The 22,836-nt window shown below is 67.0% G+C and carries 19 protein-coding genes; 14 read left to right on the top strand and 5 right to left on the bottom strand.

Going from position 1 to position 22,836, the window contains the following annotated elements:
- Nucleotides 1–89 precede the first annotated feature (89 nt).
- From tsaB to IV113_RS05275, 3 genes are all read left to right on the top strand, one after another.
- Nucleotides 90–947, top strand: coding sequence for a tRNA (adenosine(37)-N6)-threonylcarbamoyltransferase complex dimerization subunit type 1 TsaB (gene tsaB, locus IV113_RS05285; RefSeq protein WP_291081597.1), 858 nt, complete (start codon nt 90–92; stop codon nt 945–947).
- A gap of 137 nt (nt 948–1,084) precedes the next feature.
- Nucleotides 1,085–1,582 (top strand): ribosomal protein S18-alanine N-acetyltransferase, encoded by a 498-nt coding sequence (gene rimI, locus IV113_RS05280; protein WP_291081626.1) that lies wholly within the window; start codon nt 1,085–1,087, stop codon nt 1,580–1,582.
- A 65-nt stretch (nt 1,583–1,647) separates the two neighbouring features.
- Nucleotides 1,648–2,400, top strand: a complete 753-nt coding sequence (locus tag IV113_RS05275; protein WP_291081625.1) for a uracil-DNA glycosylase — start codon at nt 1,648–1,650, stop codon at nt 2,398–2,400.
- Between the two features lie 139 nt (nt 2,401–2,539).
- Here IV113_RS05275 and IV113_RS05270 read toward each other — a convergent pair whose 3' ends face one another.
- Nucleotides 2,540–3,436 (bottom strand): EamA family transporter, encoded by an 897-nt coding sequence (locus tag IV113_RS05270; protein WP_291081596.1) that lies wholly within the window; start codon nt 3,434–3,436, stop codon nt 2,540–2,542.
- A 318-nt stretch (nt 3,437–3,754) separates the two neighbouring features.
- On the opposite strand from IV113_RS05270, the gene pyrF reads away from it, so the two are divergent.
- Genes pyrF through IV113_RS05255 form a run of 3 tightly spaced genes read left to right on the top strand, consistent with a single transcriptional unit; the run spans nt 3,755 to nt 5,933 of the window.
- A complete protein-coding gene (gene pyrF / locus IV113_RS05265; RefSeq protein WP_291081595.1) occupies nt 3,755–4,609 on the top strand; it encodes an orotidine-5'-phosphate decarboxylase in 855 nt (284 codons plus the stop codon).
- Nucleotides 4,606–5,319 carry a glutathione S-transferase N-terminal domain-containing protein gene (locus IV113_RS05260; protein WP_291081594.1) on the top strand — a complete coding sequence of 238 codons (714 nt, stop codon included), beginning with the start codon at nt 4,606–4,608 and terminating at the stop codon, nt 5,317–5,319. The genes pyrF and IV113_RS05260 overlap by 4 nt, the downstream gene beginning before the upstream one ends.
- On the top strand, nt 5,316–5,933 hold the full coding sequence (locus IV113_RS05255) for a glutathione S-transferase family protein (protein ID WP_291081593.1): 618 nt from the start codon (nt 5,316–5,318) through the stop codon (nt 5,931–5,933). The genes IV113_RS05260 and IV113_RS05255 overlap by 4 nt, the downstream gene beginning before the upstream one ends.
- Nucleotides 5,934–5,942: 9 nt before the next feature.
- Here IV113_RS05255 and IV113_RS05250 read toward each other — a convergent pair whose 3' ends face one another.
- Entirely contained in the window at nt 5,943–7,517 is a 1,575-nt protein-coding gene (locus IV113_RS05250) for a CYTH and CHAD domain-containing protein (RefSeq protein ID WP_291081592.1), read from the bottom strand.
- 166 nt (nt 7,518–7,683) lie between these two features.
- Here IV113_RS05250 and IV113_RS05245 point away from each other — a divergent pair, with 166 nt between their 5' ends.
- Together IV113_RS05245 and IV113_RS05240 are read left to right on the top strand one after the other, a co-directional pair.
- Nucleotides 7,684–8,238 carry a hypothetical protein gene (locus IV113_RS05245; protein WP_291081591.1) on the top strand — a complete coding sequence of 185 codons (555 nt, stop codon included), beginning with the start codon at nt 7,684–7,686 and terminating at the stop codon, nt 8,236–8,238.
- A 10-nt stretch (nt 8,239–8,248) separates the two neighbouring features.
- Nucleotides 8,249–9,073 carry a MipA/OmpV family protein gene (locus IV113_RS05240; RefSeq protein ID WP_291081590.1) on the top strand — a complete coding sequence of 275 codons (825 nt, stop codon included), beginning with the start codon at nt 8,249–8,251 and terminating at the stop codon, nt 9,071–9,073.
- Between the two features lie 4 nt (nt 9,074–9,077).
- On the opposite strand, the gene uvrA is transcribed toward IV113_RS05240, so the two are convergent.
- Nucleotides 9,078–12,134 carry an excinuclease ABC subunit UvrA gene (gene uvrA / locus IV113_RS05235; RefSeq protein ID WP_291081624.1) on the bottom strand — a complete coding sequence of 1,019 codons (3,057 nt, stop codon included), beginning with the start codon at nt 12,132–12,134 and terminating at the stop codon, nt 9,078–9,080.
- Between the two features lie 236 nt (nt 12,135–12,370).
- Here uvrA and IV113_RS05230 point away from each other — a divergent pair, with 236 nt between their 5' ends.
- Nucleotides 12,371–13,537, top strand: coding sequence for an MFS transporter (locus IV113_RS05230; RefSeq protein ID WP_291081623.1), 1,167 nt, complete (start codon nt 12,371–12,373; stop codon nt 13,535–13,537).
- Nucleotides 13,538–13,623: 86 nt separating this feature from the next.
- Here IV113_RS05230 and IV113_RS05225 read toward each other — a convergent pair whose 3' ends face one another.
- Nucleotides 13,624–14,991 carry a chloride channel protein gene (locus IV113_RS05225; RefSeq protein WP_291081589.1) on the bottom strand — a complete coding sequence of 456 codons (1,368 nt, stop codon included), beginning with the start codon at nt 14,989–14,991 and terminating at the stop codon, nt 13,624–13,626.
- Between the two features lie 142 nt (nt 14,992–15,133).
- Between IV113_RS05225 and ssb the strand changes: the two genes are divergently transcribed.
- The 3 genes from ssb (at nt 15,134) to IV113_RS05210 (ending at nt 16,966) form a co-directional block, all read left to right on the top strand.
- Complete coding sequence (gene ssb / locus IV113_RS05220; protein WP_291081587.1) at nt 15,134–15,628, top strand: single-stranded DNA-binding protein; 495 nt, start codon at nt 15,134–15,136, stop codon at nt 15,626–15,628.
- Nucleotides 15,629–15,683: 55 nt separating this feature from the next.
- Complete coding sequence (locus IV113_RS05215; RefSeq protein ID WP_363318584.1) at nt 15,684–16,352, top strand: response regulator transcription factor; 669 nt, start codon at nt 15,684–15,686, stop codon at nt 16,350–16,352.
- Between the two features lie 200 nt (nt 16,353–16,552).
- On the top strand, nt 16,553–16,966 hold the full coding sequence (locus IV113_RS05210) for a hypothetical protein (RefSeq protein ID WP_291081583.1): 414 nt from the start codon (nt 16,553–16,555) through the stop codon (nt 16,964–16,966).
- Nucleotides 16,967–17,058: 92 nt separating this feature from the next.
- Here the strand turns inward: IV113_RS05210 and IV113_RS05205 are convergent, their stop codons facing one another.
- The gene (locus IV113_RS05205) at nt 17,059–18,075 is read right to left on the bottom strand and encodes a hypothetical protein (protein ID WP_291081581.1); all 1,017 of its coding nucleotides are present in this window, start codon (nt 18,073–18,075) and stop codon (nt 17,059–17,061) included.
- A 473-nt stretch (nt 18,076–18,548) separates the two neighbouring features.
- Between IV113_RS05205 and IV113_RS05200 the strand changes: the two genes are divergently transcribed.
- Both IV113_RS05200 and IV113_RS05195 read left to right on the top strand, forming a co-directional pair.
- Nucleotides 18,549–20,549 (top strand): PAS domain S-box protein, encoded by a 2,001-nt coding sequence (locus tag IV113_RS05200; protein WP_291081579.1) that lies wholly within the window; start codon nt 18,549–18,551, stop codon nt 20,547–20,549.
- A gap of 6 nt (nt 20,550–20,555) precedes the next feature.
- Complete coding sequence (locus IV113_RS05195) at nt 20,556–22,826, top strand: PAS domain S-box protein (protein WP_291081577.1); 2,271 nt, start codon at nt 20,556–20,558, stop codon at nt 22,824–22,826.
- Nucleotides 22,827–22,836 lie beyond the last annotated feature (10 nt).

The raw sequence follows: 22,836 nt of genomic DNA, 5'->3' as shown, positions 1-22,836 counted from the left end.
TTATGAAACGCGGTCCTTCTCCCCTGCGAGCACCCCCTCGTCAATGGGCCGCAGGCCTGACAGCCGGCACCCTGGCCGATAATCCACCGATGCCCATTGCACCCCCGCCCTCCCTGCGCCTGTTGGCCATCGAAACCAGCACCGATGCACTCTCGGTGGCTCTGGGTTCGGGTGAACCCGGCGGCGCGCTGTGGCAACGCAGCGGGCCCGGCGGCGCCCAGGCCTCCGGCTCGCTGCTGCCCATGGTGCGCAGCGTGCTGAATGAGGCGGGCTGGTCGCTGGACACGCTCGCCGCGGTGGTGTTCGGGCGCGGGCCGGGCTCGTTCACCGGCTTGCGCACCGCCTGCTCGGTGGCCCAGGGCCTGGCCTACGGCGCGCAAGCTCTCAGCCGCGCCGGCGGCCTGCCGGTTCTGCCGGTGGACACGCTGCTGGCGCTGGCCGAAGAAGCGCGGCAGGCGCTGGTGGACGCCGGGCAGGTGGTGCCCAGTGTGATCGTGGCGTTGCTGGATGCCCGCATGGGCGAGATCTACGTGGCTCCCTACGCCTGCCACGCCTCCGGCCCCGCGGGTCTGGTACCGCTGGCGCCACCCCGCCTGTGCACCCCCGCCGACCTGGAGGCCTATTTGAAAGACCTGGCCCCGGGGGAAAGCCTGCTCACCGGCAACGTGTTTGAAACCTGCGCCGCCGCGCTCACCGACCTGGCGGGCCAACGCCATCCCGCCCTGCCCTCGGCCACTGCGCTGCTGCGCCTGGCACCGGGCCTGATCGCCGCAGGCCACACCGTGCCCGCGCAAGACGCCTTGCCCCTGTACGTGCGCGACAAGGTGGCTCAGACCACGGCGGAGCGCGAACGCATCCGCCAGGCCGCCGAGGCAGGCGCAGTGAGCGCGCCGGGCCGCTCCCAAGCGCTCGTCCCGGAGCGCGCAGCGCGGAGGGTAGTCCAGTGACCACCCCCTTGCATGCCGACGCAGCGGTGACAGCCGTCCTGCCCGCCTGGACCAGTGGCCTGTGGCCCGCGCCCACCGAGCCGCTGGTGCAACCGCGCACGGCGTCGCGCCCCGAACGCCGGATCGTGTTCGAACCGATGCTCGAGTCGGACCTGGACGTGGTGCAGGCCGTGGAGTCGCAGGCCTATGCCCATCCCTGGTCGCGCCGGCATTTTCACGATTCGCTCAAAGCCGGCTATCCGGCCATGCTGCTGCTGTCCGAGGCGCTGCCTGGCGAAGTGGCGCACCCTCCGCGCGCCGACGGCCGCGTGCTGCTGGGCTACCTGGTGGCCATGCCCGGTGTGGACGAAGTGCACCTGCTCAACATCACCGTGGCCACCGCTCACCAGCGCCAGGGCTGGGCGCGGTTCATGCTCGACGCGCTGGCGTTGTGGTCACGCGGTCAGGGGGCGCAATGGCTGTGGCTGGAGGTGCGCCAGAGCAATGCGCCGGCGCGCGGCCTCTACGAGCGCTGTGGCTTTGCGCAGGTGGGCTTGCGCAAGGGCTACTACCCGGCGGGTCACTTCCAACGCGAAGACGCGGTGGTGATGAGTCTCAACCTGGTCGCGTCTGCCGCGGTGGAGGCCGCCCGGTGAACGACGCGCCCGACACCTCGTTCGTGCCCGAACTCGATGCGCGCCAGCGCGCGATGCTGGCCGAAATGGGCGTGCGGGTGTGGGCACCCAAAACGCAAGCCCAGGCACTGCCGAGCGTGACAAGCTCGGTTGCTCCACCGACTGCCCCGGCACCTGCACCCATCCCCGCGCCTGCACCCGTTGCACGGCCTGCTGTCACGCACACCCCCTCGCCAGAACCCGCGCGGCAGGCCGCACCGGCGAGCCCCGTGGCCACCCTGGACTGGCCCGCGCTGCGCGGAGCCGTGGCCAACTGCCAGGCCTGCGGGCTGTGCCAGGGCCGTACCAACACCGTGTTCGGCGTGGGCGACGAACAGGCCGACTGGATGGTGGTGGGTGAAGCCCCGGGCGAGAACGAGGATCTGCAAGGTGAACCCTTCGTGGGCGCGGCCGGCCAGCTGCTCGACAACATGCTCAAGGCCGTGGGCCGCAGCCGCACCGGCACCGGCGCGCAAGGCGCCTTCATTGCCAACGTGCTCAAGTGCCGCCCGCCGGCCAACCGCAATCCGCAACCCGACGAAGTGGCCCGCTGCGAGCCGTATCTGGCGCGGCAGGTGGCCCTGGTGAAGCCCAAGGTGATCGTGGCCATGGGTCGCTTTGCCGTGCAGGCGCTGCTCAAGAGCGTTGAGCCCATCGGCCGCTTGCGCGGGCAGGTGCACCACTACGAAGGCGTGCCCGTGATCGTGACCTACCACCCGGCCTACCTGCTGCGCACCCCCACCGACAAGGGCAAGGCCTGGGCGGATTTGTGCCTGGCGATGGCGCAGTTGCAGAACTGAACGGGGTCAGTTCGCGCGTGAGGCAGCGCCCCGCGCAGCGGCGGAGCGTGGGGGCAACAGACCCGGCGCCGGGCCGCCCCAAGCCGGGTCAGCCCCCTCGGGGGGCAGCGGACCTCGCGCAGCGGGGGAGCGTGGGGGCTCATGGACCCCGCGCAGCGGCGGAGCGTGGGGGCAACAGCACACTTGCGATGGCCACCATGATCAGCGCGACTGCGGCCCAATCTTGCCAGTGCAGCACCTCACCCAGCCACCAGGCGCCGCTGAACACACCCAGCACCGGGATGAACATCACCGACAGCGTGGACGCCACCGGGGGCAGGTCGCGCGCCATCATGAGCCAGGCCACCTGCGCGAAGGCGAACACGCCCAGCGCGTTGTAAATGATCGCGCCCCAGATGGCCGGCGAGGGCGCCACCCAGGCCGAGCGCTCGAACAGCACGGCGGCCGCGGTCATCCACAGCGTGGTGAAGAACGTCATCCAGAACGAGATGGCCAGCGTCGGCTGGGGCAAGGTGGTTCGGCGCAGCATCTGCGTGCCCAATGCCCAGGCGGCGGCGGCGATCAGCATCATGGTCACGCCCAGCGGTTTGCCCGAGAGCTGGGTGACCTCGTGCCACAACAGCAGCATCACCCCCAGTGCGGCCGCGGCCACGCCGCCCCAGGCCCGCGCGCCCAGCCGCTGCCCGAACCACCAGGCCCCGACGATGGCCGAGAACACCGGCATGGTGTAGCCCAGGATCGCAGCCCGGCCGCTGGACAGCGTCTGGATGGCCAGCACCGCCAGCGTGTGCCAGACGAGCATGTTGAAGACGGTGAGCACGAACAGTTCGCGCCAGTGCTCGCGCGCAATGCGAAACGGCACGCGCCGCCACACCAGCACCAGACCCAGCACCGGCAGACCGATCCACATGCTGATGGCGCGAAACGTGAGGGCCGGAAACCCGGTCACGCCGAATTTCATGATGGGCCAGTTGATGCCCCACACCAGGGTGAGAAGAACCAGAAGGACGAGCTGTTGGCGCGAGAGGGCTTGCATGGGTGACGATCTTAGAGCCTGCTCATGGTCTCCAAGGGGTCGCGCCGGTGTTCTATCGGGATGGGTCGCAAGGCGCAAAACGCAGCCGGGCCGGTGGCCCGGCGAGGCTTTGCAACGCAGCGCACCGCCCGATAGGACACCGGCCCTTCGGGTTGGAACGAAATCGGGCGATTTGCCCACCCAGCCCCTTGCATGGGCATGAGCCCATGCTGCGTGATCTGGGCAGGCAACTCATCCCGATTGCGTCCCAACGCGACCCCTTGGAGACCGTGAACAGGCTCTGAGCCCGCCCTCCAGACGCCCACCTAAAATCCCCGCATGACTTTTCTCGACATGCTGCGCGGCGCCGAGCGCCAGAACCGCTCCCTGCTCTGCGTCGGCCTTGACCCGGACCCGGCGCGTTTTCCCTCGAAGCTCCAGGGCGACGCCAGCCGCATCTACGATTTCTGCGCCGCCATCGTCGAGGCCACGGCCGATGCGGCCATTGCTTTCAAGCCACAGATTGCCTACTTCGCCGCGCACCGCGCCGAAGACCAGCTCGAACGCCTAATGGAGCACATGCGCCGCACCGCGCCCCAGGTGCCGGTGATTCTGGACGCCAAGCGCGGCGACATCGGCAGCACGGCGCAGCAGTACGCCATCGAGGCCTTCGAACGCTACGGTGCCGACGCGGTGACGCTCTCGCCGTTCATGGGTTTCGACTCGGTGCAGCCCTACCTGCAGTACCACGGCAAGGGCGCGTTCCTCTTGTGCCGCACCTCCAACCCGGGCGGCGACGATCTTCAGAACCAGCGCCTGGCCTCGGTCGAAGGTGCGCCGCTGCTCTACGAACACGTGGCGCGGCTCGCACAAGGGCCATGGAACCTCAACGGCCAGCTCGGCCTGGTGGTGGGCGCCACCTACCCGGCCGAGATCGAACGTGTGCGCGCCATTGCGCCCACCTTGCCGCTGCTGATCCCCGGTGTGGGCGCGCAAGGCGGTGACGCCGTGGCCACGGTGCGCGCTGGCCTGCGCACGCAGGGTGACACGACCACCGGCCCGATCATCGTGAACTCGTCGCGCGCCATCCTGTATGCGTCCGATGGCGACGACTTCGCGGCAGCGGCACGCCAGGTGGCGCTCAAAACACGTGACGAATTGCAGGTTGCGGCCTGCTCGCCAAGGCCCGCATGATCGACCTCTACACAGCGGCAACGCCCAACGGACACAAGGTGTCCATCGCGCTGGAAGAACTCGGGCTGCCGTACACGCTGAAGGTGCTCGACCTCTCCCAGGGTGAGCAGAAGACGCCGGCCTTCCTGGCGATCAACCCCAACGGTCGCATCCCGGCCATCGTCGATCACGAGTTGGACGGTTTCGCGGTGTTCGAGTCGGGCGCCTGCCTGGTGTACCTGGCCGAGAAGACCGGTCAGCTGATGCCCACCGATGTGAAAGGCCGCTCGCTGGTGATGCAGTGGCTGATGTTCCAGATGGGCGGCATCGGCCCGATGATGGGTCAGGCCAATGTGTTCTTCCGCTACTTCCCCGAGAAGATCCCGTCGGTGATCGACCGTTACCAGGGCGAGAGCAAGCGCCTGTTCCGCGTGCTCGACGAGCGCCTGAAAGACCACGAGTTCCTGGCCGGCGACTACTCCATCGCCGACATCGCAAACTGGGCCTGGGTGCGCACGCACCGGTGGTCGGGCGTGGACGTCGATGACTTGCCGAACCTTGTTCGCTGGCGCGATGCGATCCGCGCACGCCCCGCGGTGCAGCGCGGCATCGAGCGCCCGGCGTCCCGGGTCGACCTCACACGCGACGGCGATGCCGGTGCCCAGCGCTTTGCCGAAGAAGCCCGCCGCATGGTGGAGATGGGCCAGAGCTTGAAGGGCACTGCACCATGAAGCTGTATGTCTCGCCCCGCGCGCCCAACCCCCGCCGGGTTCAGATGTTCCTGGTCGAGAAGGCCATCGAGGGTCTGGAGCTCGTCAACATCGACCTGAACGCGCAGGAGCACAAGCAATCCGCCTACCTGGCCAAAAGCCCGCTGGCCCGCGTGCCCGCGCTGGAACTCGACGACGGCCGTGTGCTCACCGAAACCCGCGCCATCTGCACATACCTGGAGGGCCTGCATCCCGAGCCCAACCTGATGGGGCGCAACGCGCAGGAACGCGCCTTCATCGAAATGGCGGACCGGCGCATGGAGTGGTACCTGATGCTGCCGCTGGCCAACGCCATCCGCCACACCCATCCCGGGCTGGCCCCGCTGGAACAGCCGCAGTTCCCCGACTTCGGTCAGTCGCAACTGGTCAAGGCCAAAGAAACAGCGGTCTGGCTCGACGCGGAGCTGCAGCGCCAACCCTGGGTGGCCGGAGACCGTTTCACCATCGCCGACATCACCGCCTTCTGCACCGTGGAGTTCGGCAAGCTGATGCGGTTCAAGCCCGCCGACGCGGGCCTGCATGCACTGCAGGCCTGGCGCGACCAAGTGGCCGCTCGGCCCAGCGCCGCAGCCTGAGAGCGAACCTCAGCCCCAGGGGGTGGGGGCTTTTTCCAGCGAACGCTCCATGGCGGGCAACCCGCTCAGCCCGGCTTCCAGCCGGGCCTGCAAGGCCTGCTGCCAGCCCACCACCCGGGGTGAGGCGGGCCCCGGCGGTGCCGAGGCGAGCAGCGCGTGCGCGGTCGTGAGGTCGTTGAGCTGGCCCAGCAGTTGCTGCGCCTCAGCCAGCACGGCCGTGCTGCGCGCCACGCGCTTGGGCGGCAACACGCTGGCCAGAAACTCCTGCGCGTAACGCAGCTTCTTCAACGAAATGCGCAAGGCATGCCGCCCCTCGGGACCCATGCGACGCGCGGCCCTGGCTTGCTCCCGCAGGGCCGCATGGCGTTCGCGCAAGTTGGCCTGCGCCCAGGCCGCCAGACCTTGCTCATCGGCGGTCTCGGCCTCCGGCCTGTCTGCGGGCTGCAGGCAAAGCACCGCGCGGGTGAAGGCCAGCAGGCGCAGCGCGTGCTCGCGGCTGCCCAGCGCATTCGCTGCGCGCTGCCAGGCCGCTCGCCGCTGGTCCTGCACCCAGTCCAGCAGCACCTGGGCCGAGGTGTCGGCCTCTCCCGTGGGGCTCGGATCGTCGGCCGTCAGTTCGGGCAACCACTCGGTGACGAACACGTCCCAATTGCGCGCGTCCCCGAGCTGGTTGGTCAGCGCCTTCCACTCGGCCGACCAGTGCGCGGCAAAGCGGGCCGGCAGGTGCGCGCGAAAGATGCGCAGCCCAGTGCGCAACCGCCGCAGTGCCACACGCGCCTGGTGCACGAACTCGGGGTCGGGCAGCGCGCTGTCGGCGCCGGGATGCAGCACCCCGGCCTCATTGGCCTGCAGGTGAGTCAGGCAGCTCAGGGCCGCCGCGCGAAAAGCCTGCACCGGGTGCATGCCTGCGTGCAACTGCAGCACCGTCGCCTTCACCGGCTGCATCCGCTCGCCCATGAAGAGCGCGTAACCGCGTTCGGCCTTGCTGCGGTTGGCGGGCAGCAGGCGCAGTGCACTGGACGCCTGCCCCCGGGGGCCCAGCGCCAGGGTGTGGGCCAGGTCGAGCAGGGCGTCCACCGGGCCGTCGAGCAACTCGAGTTCCAGTTCAAGAATGGGCTGGCGGTGGTTGCCCTGCGCGGTGCCGGTGCCGATGAATCCTTGGTCCAGGGCCACTTCCACCCGAGCCAGACCGTGCTGCAGCACCCAGCTGCGCCGGGTGAAGTCGGTGCGAAACACCGGCACCAGTTGCCATGCAACGCTGGCCAGCTGTGCCGCCAGGGTTGCGTCACTCACCAGCGCAGCGAAGTCAAACGCGCCCGGCTGGGTGGGCGCCTCCCACTCACCGCGCCGCGACAAGCCCCCCACCGACTGCCCGGCGGTCTTCACCGTCAGCAGCGTCTGGCGCCCCACGCGGCGTTCGCGCACGGCCATGCGCTGCGCGCGCAGCGCGAGAGTGGAAGTGTCGAAATAGGTGTTGAACAAGCGCTCGCGCCGCGCGGGCTGCGACTTCAACAGAGGATGCTTCAGCAGATCCGCCAGGTCTTGCGGATGCACTTCGAGCTTGAGTTCGGTTTCTTGAGACAAGGAGATACCCGGTGAAGAAGCATGTGCTTGAAGTTGCGAGTCTGCCACCCTGTGGTCGCACGATGGCCGGCACCCGCACCGCGACGGCCGCGCAGTTGTAACTGCTCGTGCGGCAAGGCAACGAAGTAGACTTGTTCTCGACCCCACAACACCGGAGACCTGCCCTATGAAAACACCGTCCAGAACTTTGTGCGCTTTCGCCGGCCTGAGCCTGGTGATGGCCCTCTCGGCCTCCCCCGCTCTGGCCGAAAAACCCGACCATGCCGGCGGCGGCAAATCCAACAAATGGGAAAAGTCCGACCGCGGCGGCAAAAGCGGCAAGGGCGATCGCGACAACCAGCCGCGCCACACCCAGCAAAGCTCGGGCGATCGCTCGTCGACCAACGTCGCGGTGCAGATCAACATCGGCAGCTACTTCCAGGACAGCCAGCGCGTGGCGGTGCGCGAGTACTACGAGCCGCGTTTTCGCGCCGGCAACTGCCCGCCGGGTCTGGCCAAGAAAAACAACGGCTGCATGCCCCCGGGCCAGGCCAAGAAGTGGCGCAAGGGCTACCGCCTGCCGTCCGACGTGGTCTATTACGCCGTGCCCAACGACATCTCGATCCGCCTGGGTGCGCCTCCGGCAGGTCACAAATACGTGCGCGTGGCGGCCGACATCCTGCTGATTGCCGTGGGCACCAGCATGGTGGTCGATGCGATCGAAGACCTGAGCCGCCTCTGAGTGCAACGCCATGACGCGAACGGCCGTGCTTCCCCTGGCGCTGGTCGCCGCGTCGTGGGCCGTGGCGGGCCATGCCCAGGTGGCCGAACCGGTGGCGCTCGAAGCGAGCCGCGACTACCTGCTCGGCGCCTCGCTCTCCAGCGGACGCGACCCCTTCGGAACCAGCGAACAGCGCCTGGGCCTGCGCCCGATCTGGGCCTTCCAGCTCGGGCGTTTCCGCTTCGCCACCTCGGGTGCCAGCGCCTTGCTCGCGCAGGGTCGCGAATCGGTGGACAGCGGCGTGAGCACGGTGCTCACCCGCAGCGACCGTGTTTCGCTGAGCACGTCCCTGTCCCTTGACGAAGGCCGCTCATGGAAGGATGACCCGGTGTACGGCGGCCTGCCCCGGGTGCGCGACACGGTGCGCGGGCGCGTCACGGCTGGCTTCACGCTAAGCCCACGCTGGAGCGGCTCGTTGCGCGCTTCGCAAGACCTGCTGGGCCGCGAGGGTGGCCTGCGGCTCGACTCGGGTCTGAACTACCGCTACCCCATCTCGCCGCAAACGCACTGGGATCTGTCCATCAGCGCAGGCTGGGCCAATGGCACCTACCGGCAAACCCACTACGGCATCGCACCCGACGCGGCAGCAGCCACCGGCTTGCAGGCCTATGCACTGGGGTCGGGGTTCGACGGCGTCTCGCTGGGTTGGCGCATCACGTCGGCCCTGAGCAAACGCTGGGTGGCTTACGGCGGATTGACCGTGTACCAGTTGCAAGGCGCGGTGGCCCGTAGCCCCCTGGCCACGCGCACCACCACCTACGGCGCCTCGGTGGGACTGGCCTACCGCAACAAGTGAAGCGTCACGCGGTCTGAGGCAGCGTCAGCAGGCGCTTGAGGTAATGCCCGGTGTGGCTGTCCGCGTGCGCGGCAATGGTTTCGGGCGTGCCCTGCGCCACCACCATGCCACCGCCCGAACCCCCTTCCGGACCCATGTCGATCACCCAGTCGGCGGTCTTGATCACGTCGAGGTTGTGCTCGATCACCACGATGGTGTTGCCGGCGTCGCGCAGCTGGTGCAGCACCTGCAGCAGCAGTTCGATGTCGGCGAAGTGCAGGCCGGTGGTGGGTTCGTCCAGGATGTAAAGCGTGCGGCCGGTGTCGCGCTTGCTCAGCTCCAGCGCGAGCTTGACGCGCTGCGCCTCGCCGCCCGAGAGCGTGGTCGCGCTCTGGCCGAGCTGGATGTAGGACAGGCCCACGTCGAGCAGCGTCTGCAGCTTGCGGTGCAGCGTGGGCACGGCGGTGAAGAAGGCGTGGGCCTGCTCCACCGTCATGTCCAGGATCTGTGCGATGTTGCGGCCCTTGTATTGCACGTCCAGCGTTTCGCGGTTGTAGCGCTGGCCGCCACACACCTCACACGGCACGTACACGTCGGGCAGGAAATGCATCTCGACCTTGACCACGCCGTCGCCCTGGCAAGCCTCGCAGCGGCCACCGGCCACGTTGAAACTGAAACGGCCCGGGCCGTAACCGCGTTCGCGCGCGGTGGGCACCTCGGCCATGAGCTCGCGGATGCCGGTGAACAAGCCGGTGTAGGTGGCCGGGTTGCTGCGCGGCGTGCGACCGATCGGCGACTGATCGACGTTGATGACCTTGTCAAAATGCTCGATGCCTTCAATGGCTTCGTGCGCGGCGGGCTCGTCGTGTGAGCGGTAGAGCGTGCGTGCCACGGCGGCGTAGAGCGTGTCGTTGACCAGCGTCGACTTGCCCGAACCGGACACCCCGGTGACGCAGGTGAGCAAGCCGACCGGAAACGCCACGCTCACGCCTTTGAGGTTGTGACCGGTGGCGTTGACCACGCGGATCTCCTGCAGCTCGCCCAGCGTGGCCTGGTGCGCGGCTTCGCGCGCAGCGCGGCGCTCTGCCGCCGGGCTGGGGGCGAAGCGCGGTTTGAAAGCTGCGGCCTTGGCCGCCCCAGCGCCCTTGACCACAGGCAACCAGGGCGTGCGACGCGCCGGCACAGCGATGCTGCGCGCACCGCTGAGGTACTGGCCGGTGAGCGAACCTGGCGTGGCCATGACCGCCGCACAGGTGCCCTGCGCCATCACGCGACCACCGTGCACGCCGGCGCCCGGGCCCATGTCGATCACGTGGTCGGCGGTGCGGATCATGTCCTCGTCGTGCTCGACCACCAGCACCGTGTTGCCGAGGTCGCGCAGGTGCTGGAGCGTGGCGATCAGGCGGTCGTTGTCGCGCTGGTGCAGGCCGATGCTGGGCTCGTCGAGCACATACATCACGCCGGTCAGGCCGCTGCCGATCTGACTGGCCAGGCGGATGCGCTGGGCCTCGCCGCCCGAGAGCGTGTCGGCGCTGCGGTCCAGGCTGAGGTAGTTCAGGCCCACGTCGTTCAGGAACTTCAGGCGCTGGCGGATTTCGTTGATCACGCGCGCGGCGATGTCACCCTTGGTGCCGCGCAACTCCAGCTTCAGGAAATAGGCCAGGGCTTCGCCGAGCGTGACGTGGCTGATCTTGTAGATGGGCTGCTTCTGCTCGCCTTCGCCCACGAACACGTGGCGCGCCTCGCGCCGCAGGCGGGAGCCACCGCAGTCGGGGCAGGGCTGCACTGCGCGGTAGCGGGCCAATTCTTCGCGCACCGCTGCGCTGTCGGTCTCGCGGTAGCGGCGCTCGAAGTTGCGGATGATGCCTTCGAAGGGGTGTTTCTTGCTGATCTTCTTGCCCGCTCGCTCGCCCGATTCGAGCGCGTAGCTGAACTTGATCTCTTCCTCGCCCGAGCCATAGAGCAGGGCCTGTTGAACAGACTCATGCAAGGAATCCCAGGGGGCTTCGGCGTCGAACTTGTAGTGCGCGGCCAGGCTCTCGATCATGGCGAAGTAGTAGCCGTTGCGGCGGTCCCAGCCTTTGATGGCGCCGCTGGCCAAACTCAGCGTGGGAAACGCGACCACGCGCGCCGGGTCGAAGAACTCGGTGTGGCCCAGGCCGTCGCAGGTGGGGCAGGCGCCCATGGGTGAGTTGAACGAGAACAGGCGCGGCTCAAGTTCACCCACGGTGTAACTGCACAGCGGGCAGGCGAACTTGGCGGAGAAGGCCGTTTCCGCACCGGTGTTCATGTCCACCGCGAGCGCTCTACCGTCGGCCAGGCGCAGTGCGGCCTCAAAACTTTCAGCCAGGCGCTGACGCAGCGGGTTCACGCCCTCTTCCTCACCCTCCGCGCGCACCTTGATGCGGTCGAGCACCACGTCAATGTTGTGCTTCTCGGTCTTCTTCAGCGCGGGCAAAGCGTCGAAGTCGAGCACGGTCTGGTTGATGCGGAAACGCACATAGCCTTGCGCCTGCATGTCGGCAAACAACTCGGTGAACTCGCCTTTCTTCTCGCGCGCCACCGGCGCCAGGATCATCAGGCGTGTGCCCTCGGGCAGGGCCAGCACGGCGTCCACCATCTGCGCCACGCTCTGCGAGGCCAGCGGCAGATCGTGGTCGGGGCAATGCGGCGTGCCGGCGCGGGCGAACAACAGGCGCAGGTAGTCGTGGATCTCGGTGACCGTGCCCACAGTGGAGCGCGGGTTGTGGCTCGTGGCCTTCTGCTCGATGGCGATCGCCGGCGACAGGCCTTCGATCAGGTCCACGTCGGGCTTGTCCATGAGCTGCAGGAACTGCCGCGCATAGGCCGACAGGCTCTCCACATAGCGGCGCTGACCTTCGGCGTACAGCGTGTCGAACGCCAGGCTCGACTTGCCTGAGCCCGACAGACCGGTGATCACCACCAGCGAATGCTTGGGGATGTCGAGGTCGATGTTCTTGAGGTTGTGCGTGCGCGCGCCCCGCACCGAAAGATAGGGGCTGGCGTGGCGCAGGTGGGCGCCGGCGATGCGGTTCAACAGCGCTTGTTCGTCGGGCTCCATCGGCGCATCGGCGCCGGTCAAACTCGGCAGATTCAGGTCCGGGGGCAGGTTCTGGTTCAAGGCGCGGTGCGGGTGTTCGGGGCAACCCGACATGATAAGCCGCCCCGGGTTTTCGCGCCGGGCTGCCCGGCCCCCGCAGACCTTTCGCGCACAATACCGTTTTTGCCCGCCCAGCCTTGTCCTCCCTCAGCACCGCCCCCGCCGACACCCCCGCTCCCCAGGCGGCGGCTGCACGCATGACACCGACCGAGCGGCGCACCAGTGGCGCCCTGGCGTCCATCTACGCGCTGCGCATGCTGGGGCTGTTCCTGGTGCTGCCGGTGTTCGTGTTGCAGGCCCACACCTACCCCGGCGGCGAAGACCCCGCGCTGGTCGGTCTGGCCATGGGCATCTACGGCCTCACCCAGGCGCTGCTGCAGGTGCCGTTCGGCATCGCCTCCGACCGGCTCGGCCGCAAACCCGTGATCCAGGCCGGCCTGACGCTGTTCGTGCTGGGCAGCCTGGTTGCCGCCTGGGCGCCCACCATGGTCTGGCTGGTGATCGGTCGCGCACTGCAGGGCTCCGGCGCCATCTCGGCCGCCGTCACCGCCCTGCTGGCCGACCTCACCCGCGACGAGGTGCGCACCAAGTCCATGGCCTTGGTCGGTATCAGCATCGCGCTCATGTTCGCGCTGTCGCTGGTGCTGGCGCCGCTGCTCGTGCCCCTCATCGGCCTGTCGGGCCTGTTCGCACTCACCGCGGTGCTGGCCGCCATCGGCATGGCGGTGGTTGCCTGGGTGGTACCTCCCGAGCCGCCCCAGCAACACGTGCAGAACCGCGGCGGCCTGCGCGAGGTGCTCGCCAACGTGGAATTGCTTCGTGTGGACCTCGGCGTGTTTGTGCTGCACGCGGTGCAGATCGCCATGTGGATGTCGGTGCCGGCCTTGCTGATCGAGTCGGGCCTGGCCACGCCGGAGCATTGGAAGGTCTACCTGCCTGCGGTGCTGGCGTCGCTGGTGATCATGGGCGGACTGCTGTTTCGCCTGGAGCGCATGGGCTACTTCCGGCAGGTTTACCTGGGCTCCATCGCGCTCATTGTGCTGGCCCAACTCGGTTTCTGGCTCAACCTGCAATCCCCCTCGATGTGGATGGTGGGCGCGCTGCTGTGCGTGTATTTCGTGGGATTCAACACCCAGGAAGCCAGCCAGCCCAGCCTGGTATCGCGCCTGGCCGAGCCTCGCCAGCGCGGGGCAGCGCTGGGCGTCTACAACACGCTGATGTCGCTGGGCATCTTTGCTGGCGGCAGCCTGGGCGGCCTGGTCATCAAGACCTGGGGCAGCACCGGCATTTTCTTCGTCAGCGTCGGCCTGATGCTGCTGTGGATGGCGCTGGCCTGGCCGATGCGTGCGGCAGGCCGCGCCTGAGGCCAGCCGCCGGGCCGCTCCCAAGGCGGGCCCAGCCCCCTCGGAGGGCAGCGACCCGCAAAGTGGTGGAGCGTGGGGGGCAACGCTCAACGCCCAATAGGTTCGGGCCTTGCGCCCGCATCGGTGCGATCGCGCAGGGACCGCATCATCAGCAGCGACATGGTGCTGTAGAGCGGGCGGCTGATCATGCGCGACACCAGGCTGGCCAACAGCGCGCAAGCCATCAGGCTGAGCACCATGTTGTGGCCGTCGGTCATCTCCATCACGATGATCATGGCGGTGATGGGCGTTTGCGTGACCGCGGCCAGAAAGCCGCACATGCCCAGCGCGATCAGCGCAGCACCGTGAGGTGAGTTGAGCAGCCAGGCCACATCGGCCCCCACACCGGCGCCCAGCGACAGACTGGGGCCGAACACGCCGCCCGGCACGCCTGCCCACGCCGACAGCCACGACGCAACGAACTTCAGACCCGTGAACACCAGCGGCTGGTGCGCCGAGCCGGAATCCGCAACCTGGTCCAGGAGTTCCTTCGTGTGCGCGTGGCCCACGCCCACGGCCGCACCGTCGCTCACCACCGCGATCACCGCCACCACTAAACCGCACATCGCGGCAAACGACACCGGGCGCTTGCGCCGATAGGCGCAAAACCGGTCGGGCAGCCCGGTGAACGAAGCCAGCATCAGCCGCGACAGCAGGCCTCCCAGCAAACCGCACGCCAGGGCCACCAGCGCTCCAGGCGCCAACAGGCCCCACCACGAGACGGCGTCCGCCCGCACACGGCCGAAATAGGACAGGTTGCCAAACGCGGAAACCGCCACCAGACCGGCCACCACGATGGCCGCCAACATCAGGCCGCTGCTGCGGTCCTGCAGGCGGCGCGAGAGTTCTTCGATGGCGAACACGATGCCGCCCAGCGGCGTGTTGAAGGCCGCAGCAATGCCGGCGGCGCCTCCTGCGACAAGCAATTCGCGGTCGCCGATGCCCGAGGCGGGCGACAGCCAGCGCCGCGCGTGCAGCATGACGCCCGCTGCCACCTGCACCGAGGGACCCTGCCGACCGACCGACAGACCGGCCAGCAGCCCGCCCGACACCCCGAACACCTTGGCCACACTCAACTTGAGCGAGACAAAGCGCGAGCGCTCACTCAGAGGGGTTTCAGGCGCCAGCGCCGTGAGCACCTGCGGTACGCCCGATCCCACCGCGCCGGGCGCCCAGCGCCGGATGGTCCAGACGATCAAGGCGGTCAGGGCCGGCGTCCAGACCAATGGCGCCCACCACCAGCCGTTGCGCAAGCGACCGTACAGATCAATGGCCGCGTCTGCCAGCAACGTGAAGCCCACCACCGCGAGTCCGGTGAGGACGGCGTACGCGATCACCACCGCCCGGTCGAGCCATTGCCGGCCGCCGCCCATTTCATCGCGCAGGTTCTGCAGGAAATCCGGTTCGCCTTTCATGGGTCCGCAGTGTAGGCCCTGGGGTATTGCCGCCCATTCCAGTGAACACGACCAGCCTGCCCGCGATCAGTTGCGGCACAATGACTGACCGTTTTTCGGGCCGGCCCGCGCGGGCCGGCCCCTCTCTCTACAGGACATCACCATGGCATCCGTCAACAAAGTCATCCTCGTCGGCAACTGCGGACGCGATCCCGAAATCCGCTACCTGCCCTCAGGTCAGGCCGTGGCCAACGTGAGCGTCGCCACCTCCAGCCGCCGCAAGGACAAGAACAGCGGCGAGATGATCGAGGACACCCAGTGGCACCGCGTCACCTTCTACGACCGTCTGGCCGAGATCGCCGGTGAATACGTCAAGAAGGGCCGCCCGATCTACGTGGAAGGCCGGCTGAAGTACGGCAAGTACACCGACCAGGCGGGTGTCGAGAAAAACACGGTCGACATCGTCGCCACCGAACTGCAACTGCTCGGCGGCCGAGAAGGCATGGGCGGGTCCGAGGACGGCGGCAGCGGTGGTGGCTACTCCCGTCCGGCCGCCGCGCCCCGCGCGCCGGCGCCTGCCGCACGCCAAGCCCCTGCTGCCGCACCGGCACGCCAGTCCAGCGGCTTCGACGACATGGACGACGACATTCCTTTCTGACGCAGACCAGGCCCGCGCTGTGGGTACACGGCGCGGTGTTTTCTTCCTCTAACTGATGCCACCTATGGTCAAAGTTGTTGTTGCAGAAGATCATGCGCTGGTCCGCCAAGGCATCAACATGCTGTTGACAGCCACGGGGGGATTCGAACTGGTGGCCGAAACCGCGCTGGGCAGCGACGTCGAGATGCTGGTGGCCTTCCACAAGCCCGACCTGCTCCTGCTGGATCTCGCGCTGAGCGACAGTTCAGGCATCGAGGTGGCTCGCAAGGTGAAGAAGGTGGCGCCCAAGACCAAGGTGTTGATCGTCACCGGCAACGTCTACCCGGGCTCGGTGGCCAATGCGTTTGCGGCGGGCGCCGATGGTTTTGTTCTCAAGCACGAGCAAGGGTCGGAGTTGCTCGACGCGATCCAGGCCGTGCTCGCGGGCCGCCAATATGTCAGCCAGCAAGTGTCGAAGGGGCTGGACAACTCCACCAACGGGCGCCCCGCCGGATTTGGACTCTCGCAGGCATTGACGCAACGAGAACAACAGATCGTTCGCATGATCGCCAAGGGCGGCAGCAACCAGGAGATCGCCGACGCTTTGCACATCAGCGTGCTGACCGCACGCAAGCACCGACAGAACGTGATGCTCAAGCTGGGCCTGCACAACGGTGCGGAGATCGCGGCCTACGCCATGCAATCAGGACTGGCCGAAGCGCCCGACCTCGACAGCAACCTCTGAATTCGCAGCGTACACACCCCCGTACCCACCGCCGTTCTCGACGAAGGCGGAAGTCTTGCACCCCAAGGGGGAAATCGACCCATTTTTCACAAAATAGTGCTCATGCATTATTGGGGGTGGGGGTATCCGGAGCAGATACTTCATCCCATGGTGAACGCATCTTCGGACACCAAACCAACACCAGACAAGCGAGGCACATCATGGGGATTCATGCACTGACGCAAGGGGTCATCAAACACCTGGGCCTGAAGAATGAGGTGAAGCTACCGGTAGCCGATGACATCGACTCCGAAATCACGCCCACCTCGATCTCGGACGACTACCAGGACATGATCAAGGACTGCTTCCAGATGCTGGGATTGGGTCCCGACCAGATCCGCATCATGGTGCGCTCGGTCGGTCTGAACCCCGCAGGTCTGGAGATTTATGCGGCGTTCGTCAAGGTGGTGCGATGGGATGCCAGCGTCGTGGACATGCTCGGCAAGATGCCGGTGATCGAAAAGAAGATCGATCGGCGCGTGCGGCAGAGCTCGATGTTGCGCTACAGCGCCTTCGCCGGTCTTTGGTTCAGGTCACCCGCCGACGTGAACACGCCACTCGTCATGATGCACTGAGCAGTTTGCGCATACGGAACAAAAAGAGGGCCTTGCTGCGGCGCAGCAAGGCCCTCTTTTTTTGACCTTTCTTGACAAGTACGCCGAGGGGATCAGTACCCCGCTGCTGGATCGATCAATCCGAACTGCCTGGGCAGCAGACCCGCGAGTGCATACAGGTGGTACCCGGTGGCCTGCCGCTGCGACTGGCACATGAGCACCGCATGGTTGCGTCGGCTCTCTTCCAGAACGGCATCTGCGAAGTCGGGAGCGCTACGCGTATTCAAGCGAAAACCCGTGTCGGCGGTGCGCCGCAAGGAGCGCGCCCTGACCAGGCACGCATGCTCCCGGTCGAAATTCAGAACCGCCTGCAAATAAGACTCTCGGGCACTCGAAAAATCGGCCGCCGCTTGCGCTCGGGTGCTCTCCAGGTTCGACAACCACGCACCAAAATCCTCCGGCCCACAACCACCTTCACACGCAGGATCCGTTCGCCGCGCGGCCCATGCCTGCGCTCGTTGGCTCAAACTGAACTGCACATCGGCGTGGGTGGACAGGCAAGCGAGTGCAAGGCGATCCATTTCATCTGTCAGCACGGGCCCCAAGGTCTCCAAGCCGGTTTCCAGCTGGGCCGGCAGCAACCGGGTGAGTTGGGTGAAGCGGCGACCGACGCGGTTCCACTCACCCACAGCCTGCGTCACCGCCTCGCGCGAAGAAGCCAGGCGGGCGGTGACCTTGCGGTGATCCATCTGATTGGCTTGGCCCGCCTCAACCCGAGCCGCCAGCATCTCCAACACGATTTCCAGCTCACGCTGGGTGGAAATGGCGTTCTGAAGCTGCTGGCGCGCGGTATCGAGTTGCAGACTCGTCTCAAGCACCGTGTCGAGAATACGGTTCACGCGGCGCAAGGCGGGTTCCTCGGCAGGGGCAAGATCACGCACCGCGGAAAAAACCATCGCGGATCTGTCCAGCAACAGGACATGACGCAGCACCGCTGCCAATGTCAATGGCTTGTGGGTTTGACCGGGACCGCCCGTTGCAACTGCGGCATGCGCACAGGCATGAGCGTGATGATCAGGCTGACCGGCCTCGGCAGCTGGCTGCAAGTGAACTGCAAAGCTCTCTGTCATGCTCGACTCTTTCAGGATGGGTGGAGTGAGCTTCGAGTCTCTTGGCAGGCAATGGGGGCCTCAATAATGCACACGCAGTATTTTCCAGGCCCGGTTGTTCCGGACTTCACAGACGCAACATCCTGGTTGAAGCGCGCGTCTGTCCGATGGATTTATTTCGATCCAAAGGCTACGATGAACCACCGCCCCCCAGCCACCCAAGGACACGTCCGAAGCCCATGCGAAATCCCTCCTTGATTCCGTGGGAACTCCTCCCTGGTCTTGGGGCGGCCCTGGGGCCCGAGGCCGTGCTGCTGGAAGCATCACCGGCCTTCAAGGCGCTGCATGCATCCAGAGGGTGCACCACAGACTGGACGGACTTGTTGTCCGAGTCGTGTCGCCTTGAATTGATCTCGGACCTCCATCGCCAGGAGGACTTTCAAACCACACTGCATCTGATCGAAGCGTCCAGTGCAGATGTGTTGATGCCTGCCATGTGGTTGACGTGCAAGGGTTACTGGATGCCGGAGGTCGGTCACCACACGTGCTACTTTGCAGACACGACGGGCGTGGAACTCGATCGCGTAAAGGCGCAGACGCTCGTCGAGCGCATCCGCTTGATCTTCAAGCACTTGCCGGTGATGGTCGCTCACTTTGGCCCACGTCCGCTGAACCAGTGCGAGTTCGCCAATCAACGGTTCGCCGAGTTGTTCGGGTTTGACGAGCAGTCGATCATCGGAGTGCCGGCGCTCGATCTCATTGGCGAGAGTCTGCGGGCTGTGGTGGTGCCCTTTCTGCGTCGCGCGCTCAAGGAGCAGGTGGCGGTAACGTTTCCCTGTGAAATCAACTCGGCGACGGGCGAAACATTGAGGCTTGAGGTCACCGTCACCGCAGCACGGCATCTGCAAGCCACAGGCGCAGACGGTGGCTTCTTCTACCTGATTTCCAACATCACCGAGAGACACAAAACGGAGCTATCCCTGCGCGAATCCGAAGACCGGTTGTCCCGCTTCATGAATGCCAGCGAAGAGGGCGTGGTCTTCCACCGCGATGGTCTGATGACCGATGCGAACCCCGCCGCCAGCCGTCTGTTTGAAACACCATTGCACATGCTGCTGGGCAGGTCTGTGCTGGAGCTGGTGCCGCCGGAGTACCGAGCCCGCGCAGCCTCCGTCATTGCCTCCGGAGCCGATGCCTCCTACGAGAGCGAAGTCTTCAACGTGCACGGCGAGCGCATTCCGGTGGAGATCATCGGGCGCTCGATGATGCGCAACGGCGAGCGCCTGCGCATGGCCGTGGTGCGCGACATCCGCGACCGCCGCGAGGCCCAGGCCCGCATCCACGAACTCATCGAAGGCCTGCGCTCGGAGAAAGACAAGGCCGAGGCCGCCGACCGTGCCAAGTCCGTCTTCCTGGCCGCCGCCAGCCACGACCTGCGCCAACCCATCCACGCCCTCAGCCTCTTTCTCACCGCCCTGCGCTCCATGTCCCAGGCCAGGAGCGTGCGCACCGCCGACCTGGCCGAGATCTGCCGGCGCATGCAGGCCTCCCTGGACGGCCTGGGCCAACTCCTGAACATGCTGCTGGACGTCTCCCGCCTGGACGCCAACGCCGTGCAGGTCGAGCGCGCCCCCACCAGCGCACAGCGCCTGCTCGAAGACCTCGATCAGGACTTCCACCAACTCGCCACCGAGAAAGGCCTGCAGCTGCACGTCTGCAGCTCGCGCCTGTGGGTCGACACCGACCCCACCGTGCTGCGCCGCATCCTGGTCAACCTGGTCTCCAACGCCGTGCGCTACACCTCCCGCGGGCGCGTGCTCATCGGCTGCCGCCTGCGCGGCCCCGAGGTCGAGTTCCAGGTCTGGGACAGTGGCATCGGCATTCCCCCCGAACAGCGCGAGGCCATCTTCGGCGAGTTCTTCCAGATCGGTCAGAGCACCGCCGCGCGCCACGAGTCCCACGGCCTGGGTCTGGGCCTGTCCATCGTCAAGCGCTCCGCCCTCTTGCTGCACGCCCCGCTGGACCTGCGCTCCACCCCGGGGCGCGGCTCCATGTTCAGCATCCGTGTGCCTCGCTGCGAGCCGCCCGAGAACACCGAGCCCCCCGTGCAGGAACCCTCCTACTCCCAGTCCGCCTCCCGCATGGGCGTGCTCGTCATCGACGATGACGAGCAGGTGCTTGCCGCCATGCGCAGCGTGCTCGGCGTCTGGGGCCACCGCGTCTTCTGCGCCACCTCCCCCGACGAGGCCGTCGTCATGGCCATCTCCCACGCCCCCGACATCGATCTGCTCATCTCCGACTACCGCCTGGGCGGCAACGTCACCGCCGTGGACGCCATCCGCGCCGTGCACGCATGCCTCCCGCGCTCCATCCCCACCTACATCCTCACCGGCGACACCTCCCCCCAGCGCATACAGGAAGCCTCCGAACTCGGCTTCCCCATCCTGCACAAACCCATCGACGCGCTCGCCCTGCGCTCCATCCTGGGCGAATAGGTTCGCATGGAACACACGCCCCGCTCAGTCCCGGCGCCCGAAACGGCGCCCGAAACGGCGCAGCCGTGGTGGCAACACCTGCCGGGGCTGATTCTTGTGGTCACCGCAGAAGCGCAGCCGCTCTACGCCAGCCGGGCGCTCACCTCACTGCACGAGGCATCGCATCCGGATGGCGACTGCATTGCCTCGCTCACACCCGAATCAAATCGAGCGCTGCACGATCGGCTGAGCTGCCGCGCCGATTTCCAGCTGGATCTGGAGTGGAAGAAACCGCTCCAGGCCGATGCCCATGCACAGCACTTCTCCTGCTCGGCCAAGTGGCTGGCAGACACCGATCACTACCTCTGCGTGTGGGTCGACGTCTCCGCCAGCCAAGAAGCCCGGTCAGAAGCCTGTTCCAAGAGCGCGTTCCTCCGGCACTTCTGCAACGCGATGCCCATCATGGTGTCGCACTACAGCTACCCGCTGCGCTGCGAGTACGCCAACAGGCACTATGCGCACCAGTATGGTCTGGACGAAAACTCCATCCTGGGCCGCACGGTCGAGCAAGTGCTGGGCAGTTCCAACATCGAAGCCGTGCCCTTCAGAACACAAGCCTTCCATGAACGCAAGAGCGTCACCTACGAACGCTCGTTTGTCCACGGTTCGCGGGTGCAATGGGTGCTGGTGACCCTGGTGCCGCTGGTGGATGCACAAGGGAACTACCTGGGCGCGGTGGCCATGAACCAGGACATCACGCAGCGCCGCCTGGCCGAGCTGGCGCTGCGCGAATCCGAAGACCGGCTGGCCAAGTTCATGGATGCCAGTGCCGAGGGCGTGATCTTTCATGTCAACACCCTGATCACCGATGCGAACCCATCAGCCAGCCAGTTGCTGGAAGCGCCCGGGAAAAAGCTGCTGGGCAGGTCTGTGCTGGAGCTGGTGCCGCCGGAGTACCGAGCCCGCGCAGCCTCCGTCATTGCCTCCGGAGCCGATGCCTCCTACGAGAGCGAAGTCTTCAACGTGCACGGCGAGCGCATTCCGGTGGAGATCATCGGGCGCTCGATGATGCGCAACGGCGAGCGCCTGCGCATGGCCGTGGTGCGCGACATCCGCGACCGCCGCGAGGCCCAGGCCCGCATCCACGAACTCATCGAAGGCCTGCGCTCGGAGAAAGACAAGGCCGAGGCCGCCGACCGTGCCAAGTCCGTCTTCCTGGCCGCCGCCAGCCACGACCTGCGCCAACCCATCCACGCCCTCAGCCTCTTTCTCACCGCCCTGCGCTCCATGTCCCAGGCCAGGAGCGTGCGCACCGCCGACCTGGCCGAGATCTGCCGGCGCATGCAGGCCTCCCTGGACGGCCTGGGCCAACTCCTGAACATGCTGCTGGACGTCTCCCGCCTGGACGCCAACGCCGTGCAGGTCGAGCGCGCCCCCACCAGCGCACAGCGCCTGCTCGAAGACCTCGATCAGGACTTCCACCAACTCGCCACCGAGAAAGGCCTGCAGCTGCACGTCTGCAGCTCGCGCCTGTGGGTCGACACCGACCCCACCGTGCTGCGCCGCATCCTGGTCAACCTGGTCTCCAACGCCGTGCGCTACACCTCCCGCGGGCGCGTGCTCATCGGCTGCCGCCTGCGCGGCCCCGAGGTCGAGTTCCAGGTCTGGGACAGTGGCATCGGCATTCCCCCCGAACAGCGCGAGGCCATCTTCGGCGAGTTCTTCCAGATCGGTCAGAGCACCGCCGCGCGCCACGAGTCCCACGGCCTGGGTCTGGGCCTGTCCATCGTCAAGCGCTCCGCCCTCTTGCTGCACGCCCCGCTGGACCTGCGCTCCACCCCGGGGCGCGGCTCCATGTTCAGCATCCGTGTGCCTCGCTGCGAGCCGCCCGAGAACACCGAGCCCCCCGTGCAGGAACCCTCCTACTCCCAGTCCGCCTCCCGCATGGGCGTGCTCGTCATCGACGATGACGAGCAGGTGCTTGCCGCCATGCGCAGCGTGCTCGGCGTCTGGGGCCACCGCGTCTTCTGCGCCACCTCCCCCGACGAGGCCGTCGTCATGGCCATCTCCCACGCCCCCGACATCGATCTGCTCATCTCCGACTACCGCCTGGGCGGCAACGTCACCGCCGTGGACGCCATCCGCGCCGTGCACGCATGCCTCCCGCGCTCCATCCCCACCTACATCCTCACCGGCGACACCTCCCCCCAGCGCATACAGGAAGCCTCCGAACTCGGCTTCCCCATCCTGCACAAACCCATCGACGCGCTCGCCTTGCGCTCCATCCTGGAGACGTGAGGGACGGCGC

It is taken from the genome of Hydrogenophaga sp., from assembly GCF_018780385.1.
Classification (GTDB): domain Bacteria; phylum Pseudomonadota; class Gammaproteobacteria; order Burkholderiales; family Burkholderiaceae_C; genus Hydrogenophaga.
The sequence above is the reverse complement of the archived record's forward strand: the minus strand, read 5'-3'. Positions and strand labels throughout refer to the sequence as shown.

Excerpts from the sequence above, each read along its gene's own strand:
- pyrF (WP_291081595.1), top strand. The coding sequence starts at position 3,755 with ATGACTTTTCTCGACATGCTGCGCGGCGCCGAGCGCCAGAACCGCTCC.
- IV113_RS05270 (WP_291081596.1), bottom strand. The coding sequence starts at position 3,436 with ATGCAAGCCCTCTCGCGCCAACAGCTCGTCCTTCTGGTTCTTCTCACC.
- IV113_RS05210 (WP_291081583.1), top strand. The coding sequence starts at position 16,553 with ATGGGGATTCATGCACTGACGCAAGGGGTCATCAAACACCTGGGCCTG.
- rimI (WP_291081626.1), top strand. The coding sequence starts at position 1,085 with ATGCTCGAGTCGGACCTGGACGTGGTGCAGGCCGTGGAGTCGCAGGCC.
- IV113_RS05255 (WP_291081593.1), top strand. The coding sequence starts at position 5,316 with ATGAAGCTGTATGTCTCGCCCCGCGCGCCCAACCCCCGCCGGGTTCAG.
- IV113_RS05275 (WP_291081625.1), top strand. The coding sequence starts at position 1,648 with ATGGGCGTGCGGGTGTGGGCACCCAAAACGCAAGCCCAGGCACTGCCG.
- IV113_RS05260 (WP_291081594.1), top strand. The coding sequence starts at position 4,606 with ATGATCGACCTCTACACAGCGGCAACGCCCAACGGACACAAGGTGTCC.
- IV113_RS05215 (WP_363318584.1), top strand. The coding sequence starts at position 15,684 with ATGCCACCTATGGTCAAAGTTGTTGTTGCAGAAGATCATGCGCTGGTC.
- uvrA (WP_291081624.1), bottom strand. The coding sequence starts at position 12,134 with ATGGAGCCCGACGAACAAGCGCTGTTGAACCGCATCGCCGGCGCCCAC.
- IV113_RS05205 (WP_291081581.1), bottom strand. The coding sequence starts at position 18,075 with ATGACAGAGAGCTTTGCAGTTCACTTGCAGCCAGCTGCCGAGGCCGGT.
- ssb (WP_291081587.1), top strand. The coding sequence starts at position 15,134 with ATGGCATCCGTCAACAAAGTCATCCTCGTCGGCAACTGCGGACGCGAT.
- tsaB (WP_291081597.1), top strand. The coding sequence starts at position 90 with ATGCCCATTGCACCCCCGCCCTCCCTGCGCCTGTTGGCCATCGAAACC.
- IV113_RS05200 (WP_291081579.1), top strand. The coding sequence starts at position 18,549 with ATGTGGTTGACGTGCAAGGGTTACTGGATGCCGGAGGTCGGTCACCAC.
- IV113_RS05245 (WP_291081591.1), top strand. The coding sequence starts at position 7,684 with ATGAAAACACCGTCCAGAACTTTGTGCGCTTTCGCCGGCCTGAGCCTG.
- IV113_RS05195 (WP_291081577.1), top strand. The coding sequence starts at position 20,556 with ATGGAACACACGCCCCGCTCAGTCCCGGCGCCCGAAACGGCGCCCGAA.
- IV113_RS05230 (WP_291081623.1), top strand. The coding sequence starts at position 12,371 with ATGACACCGACCGAGCGGCGCACCAGTGGCGCCCTGGCGTCCATCTAC.
- IV113_RS05240 (WP_291081590.1), top strand. The coding sequence starts at position 8,249 with ATGACGCGAACGGCCGTGCTTCCCCTGGCGCTGGTCGCCGCGTCGTGG.
- IV113_RS05225 (WP_291081589.1), bottom strand. The coding sequence starts at position 14,991 with ATGAAAGGCGAACCGGATTTCCTGCAGAACCTGCGCGATGAAATGGGC.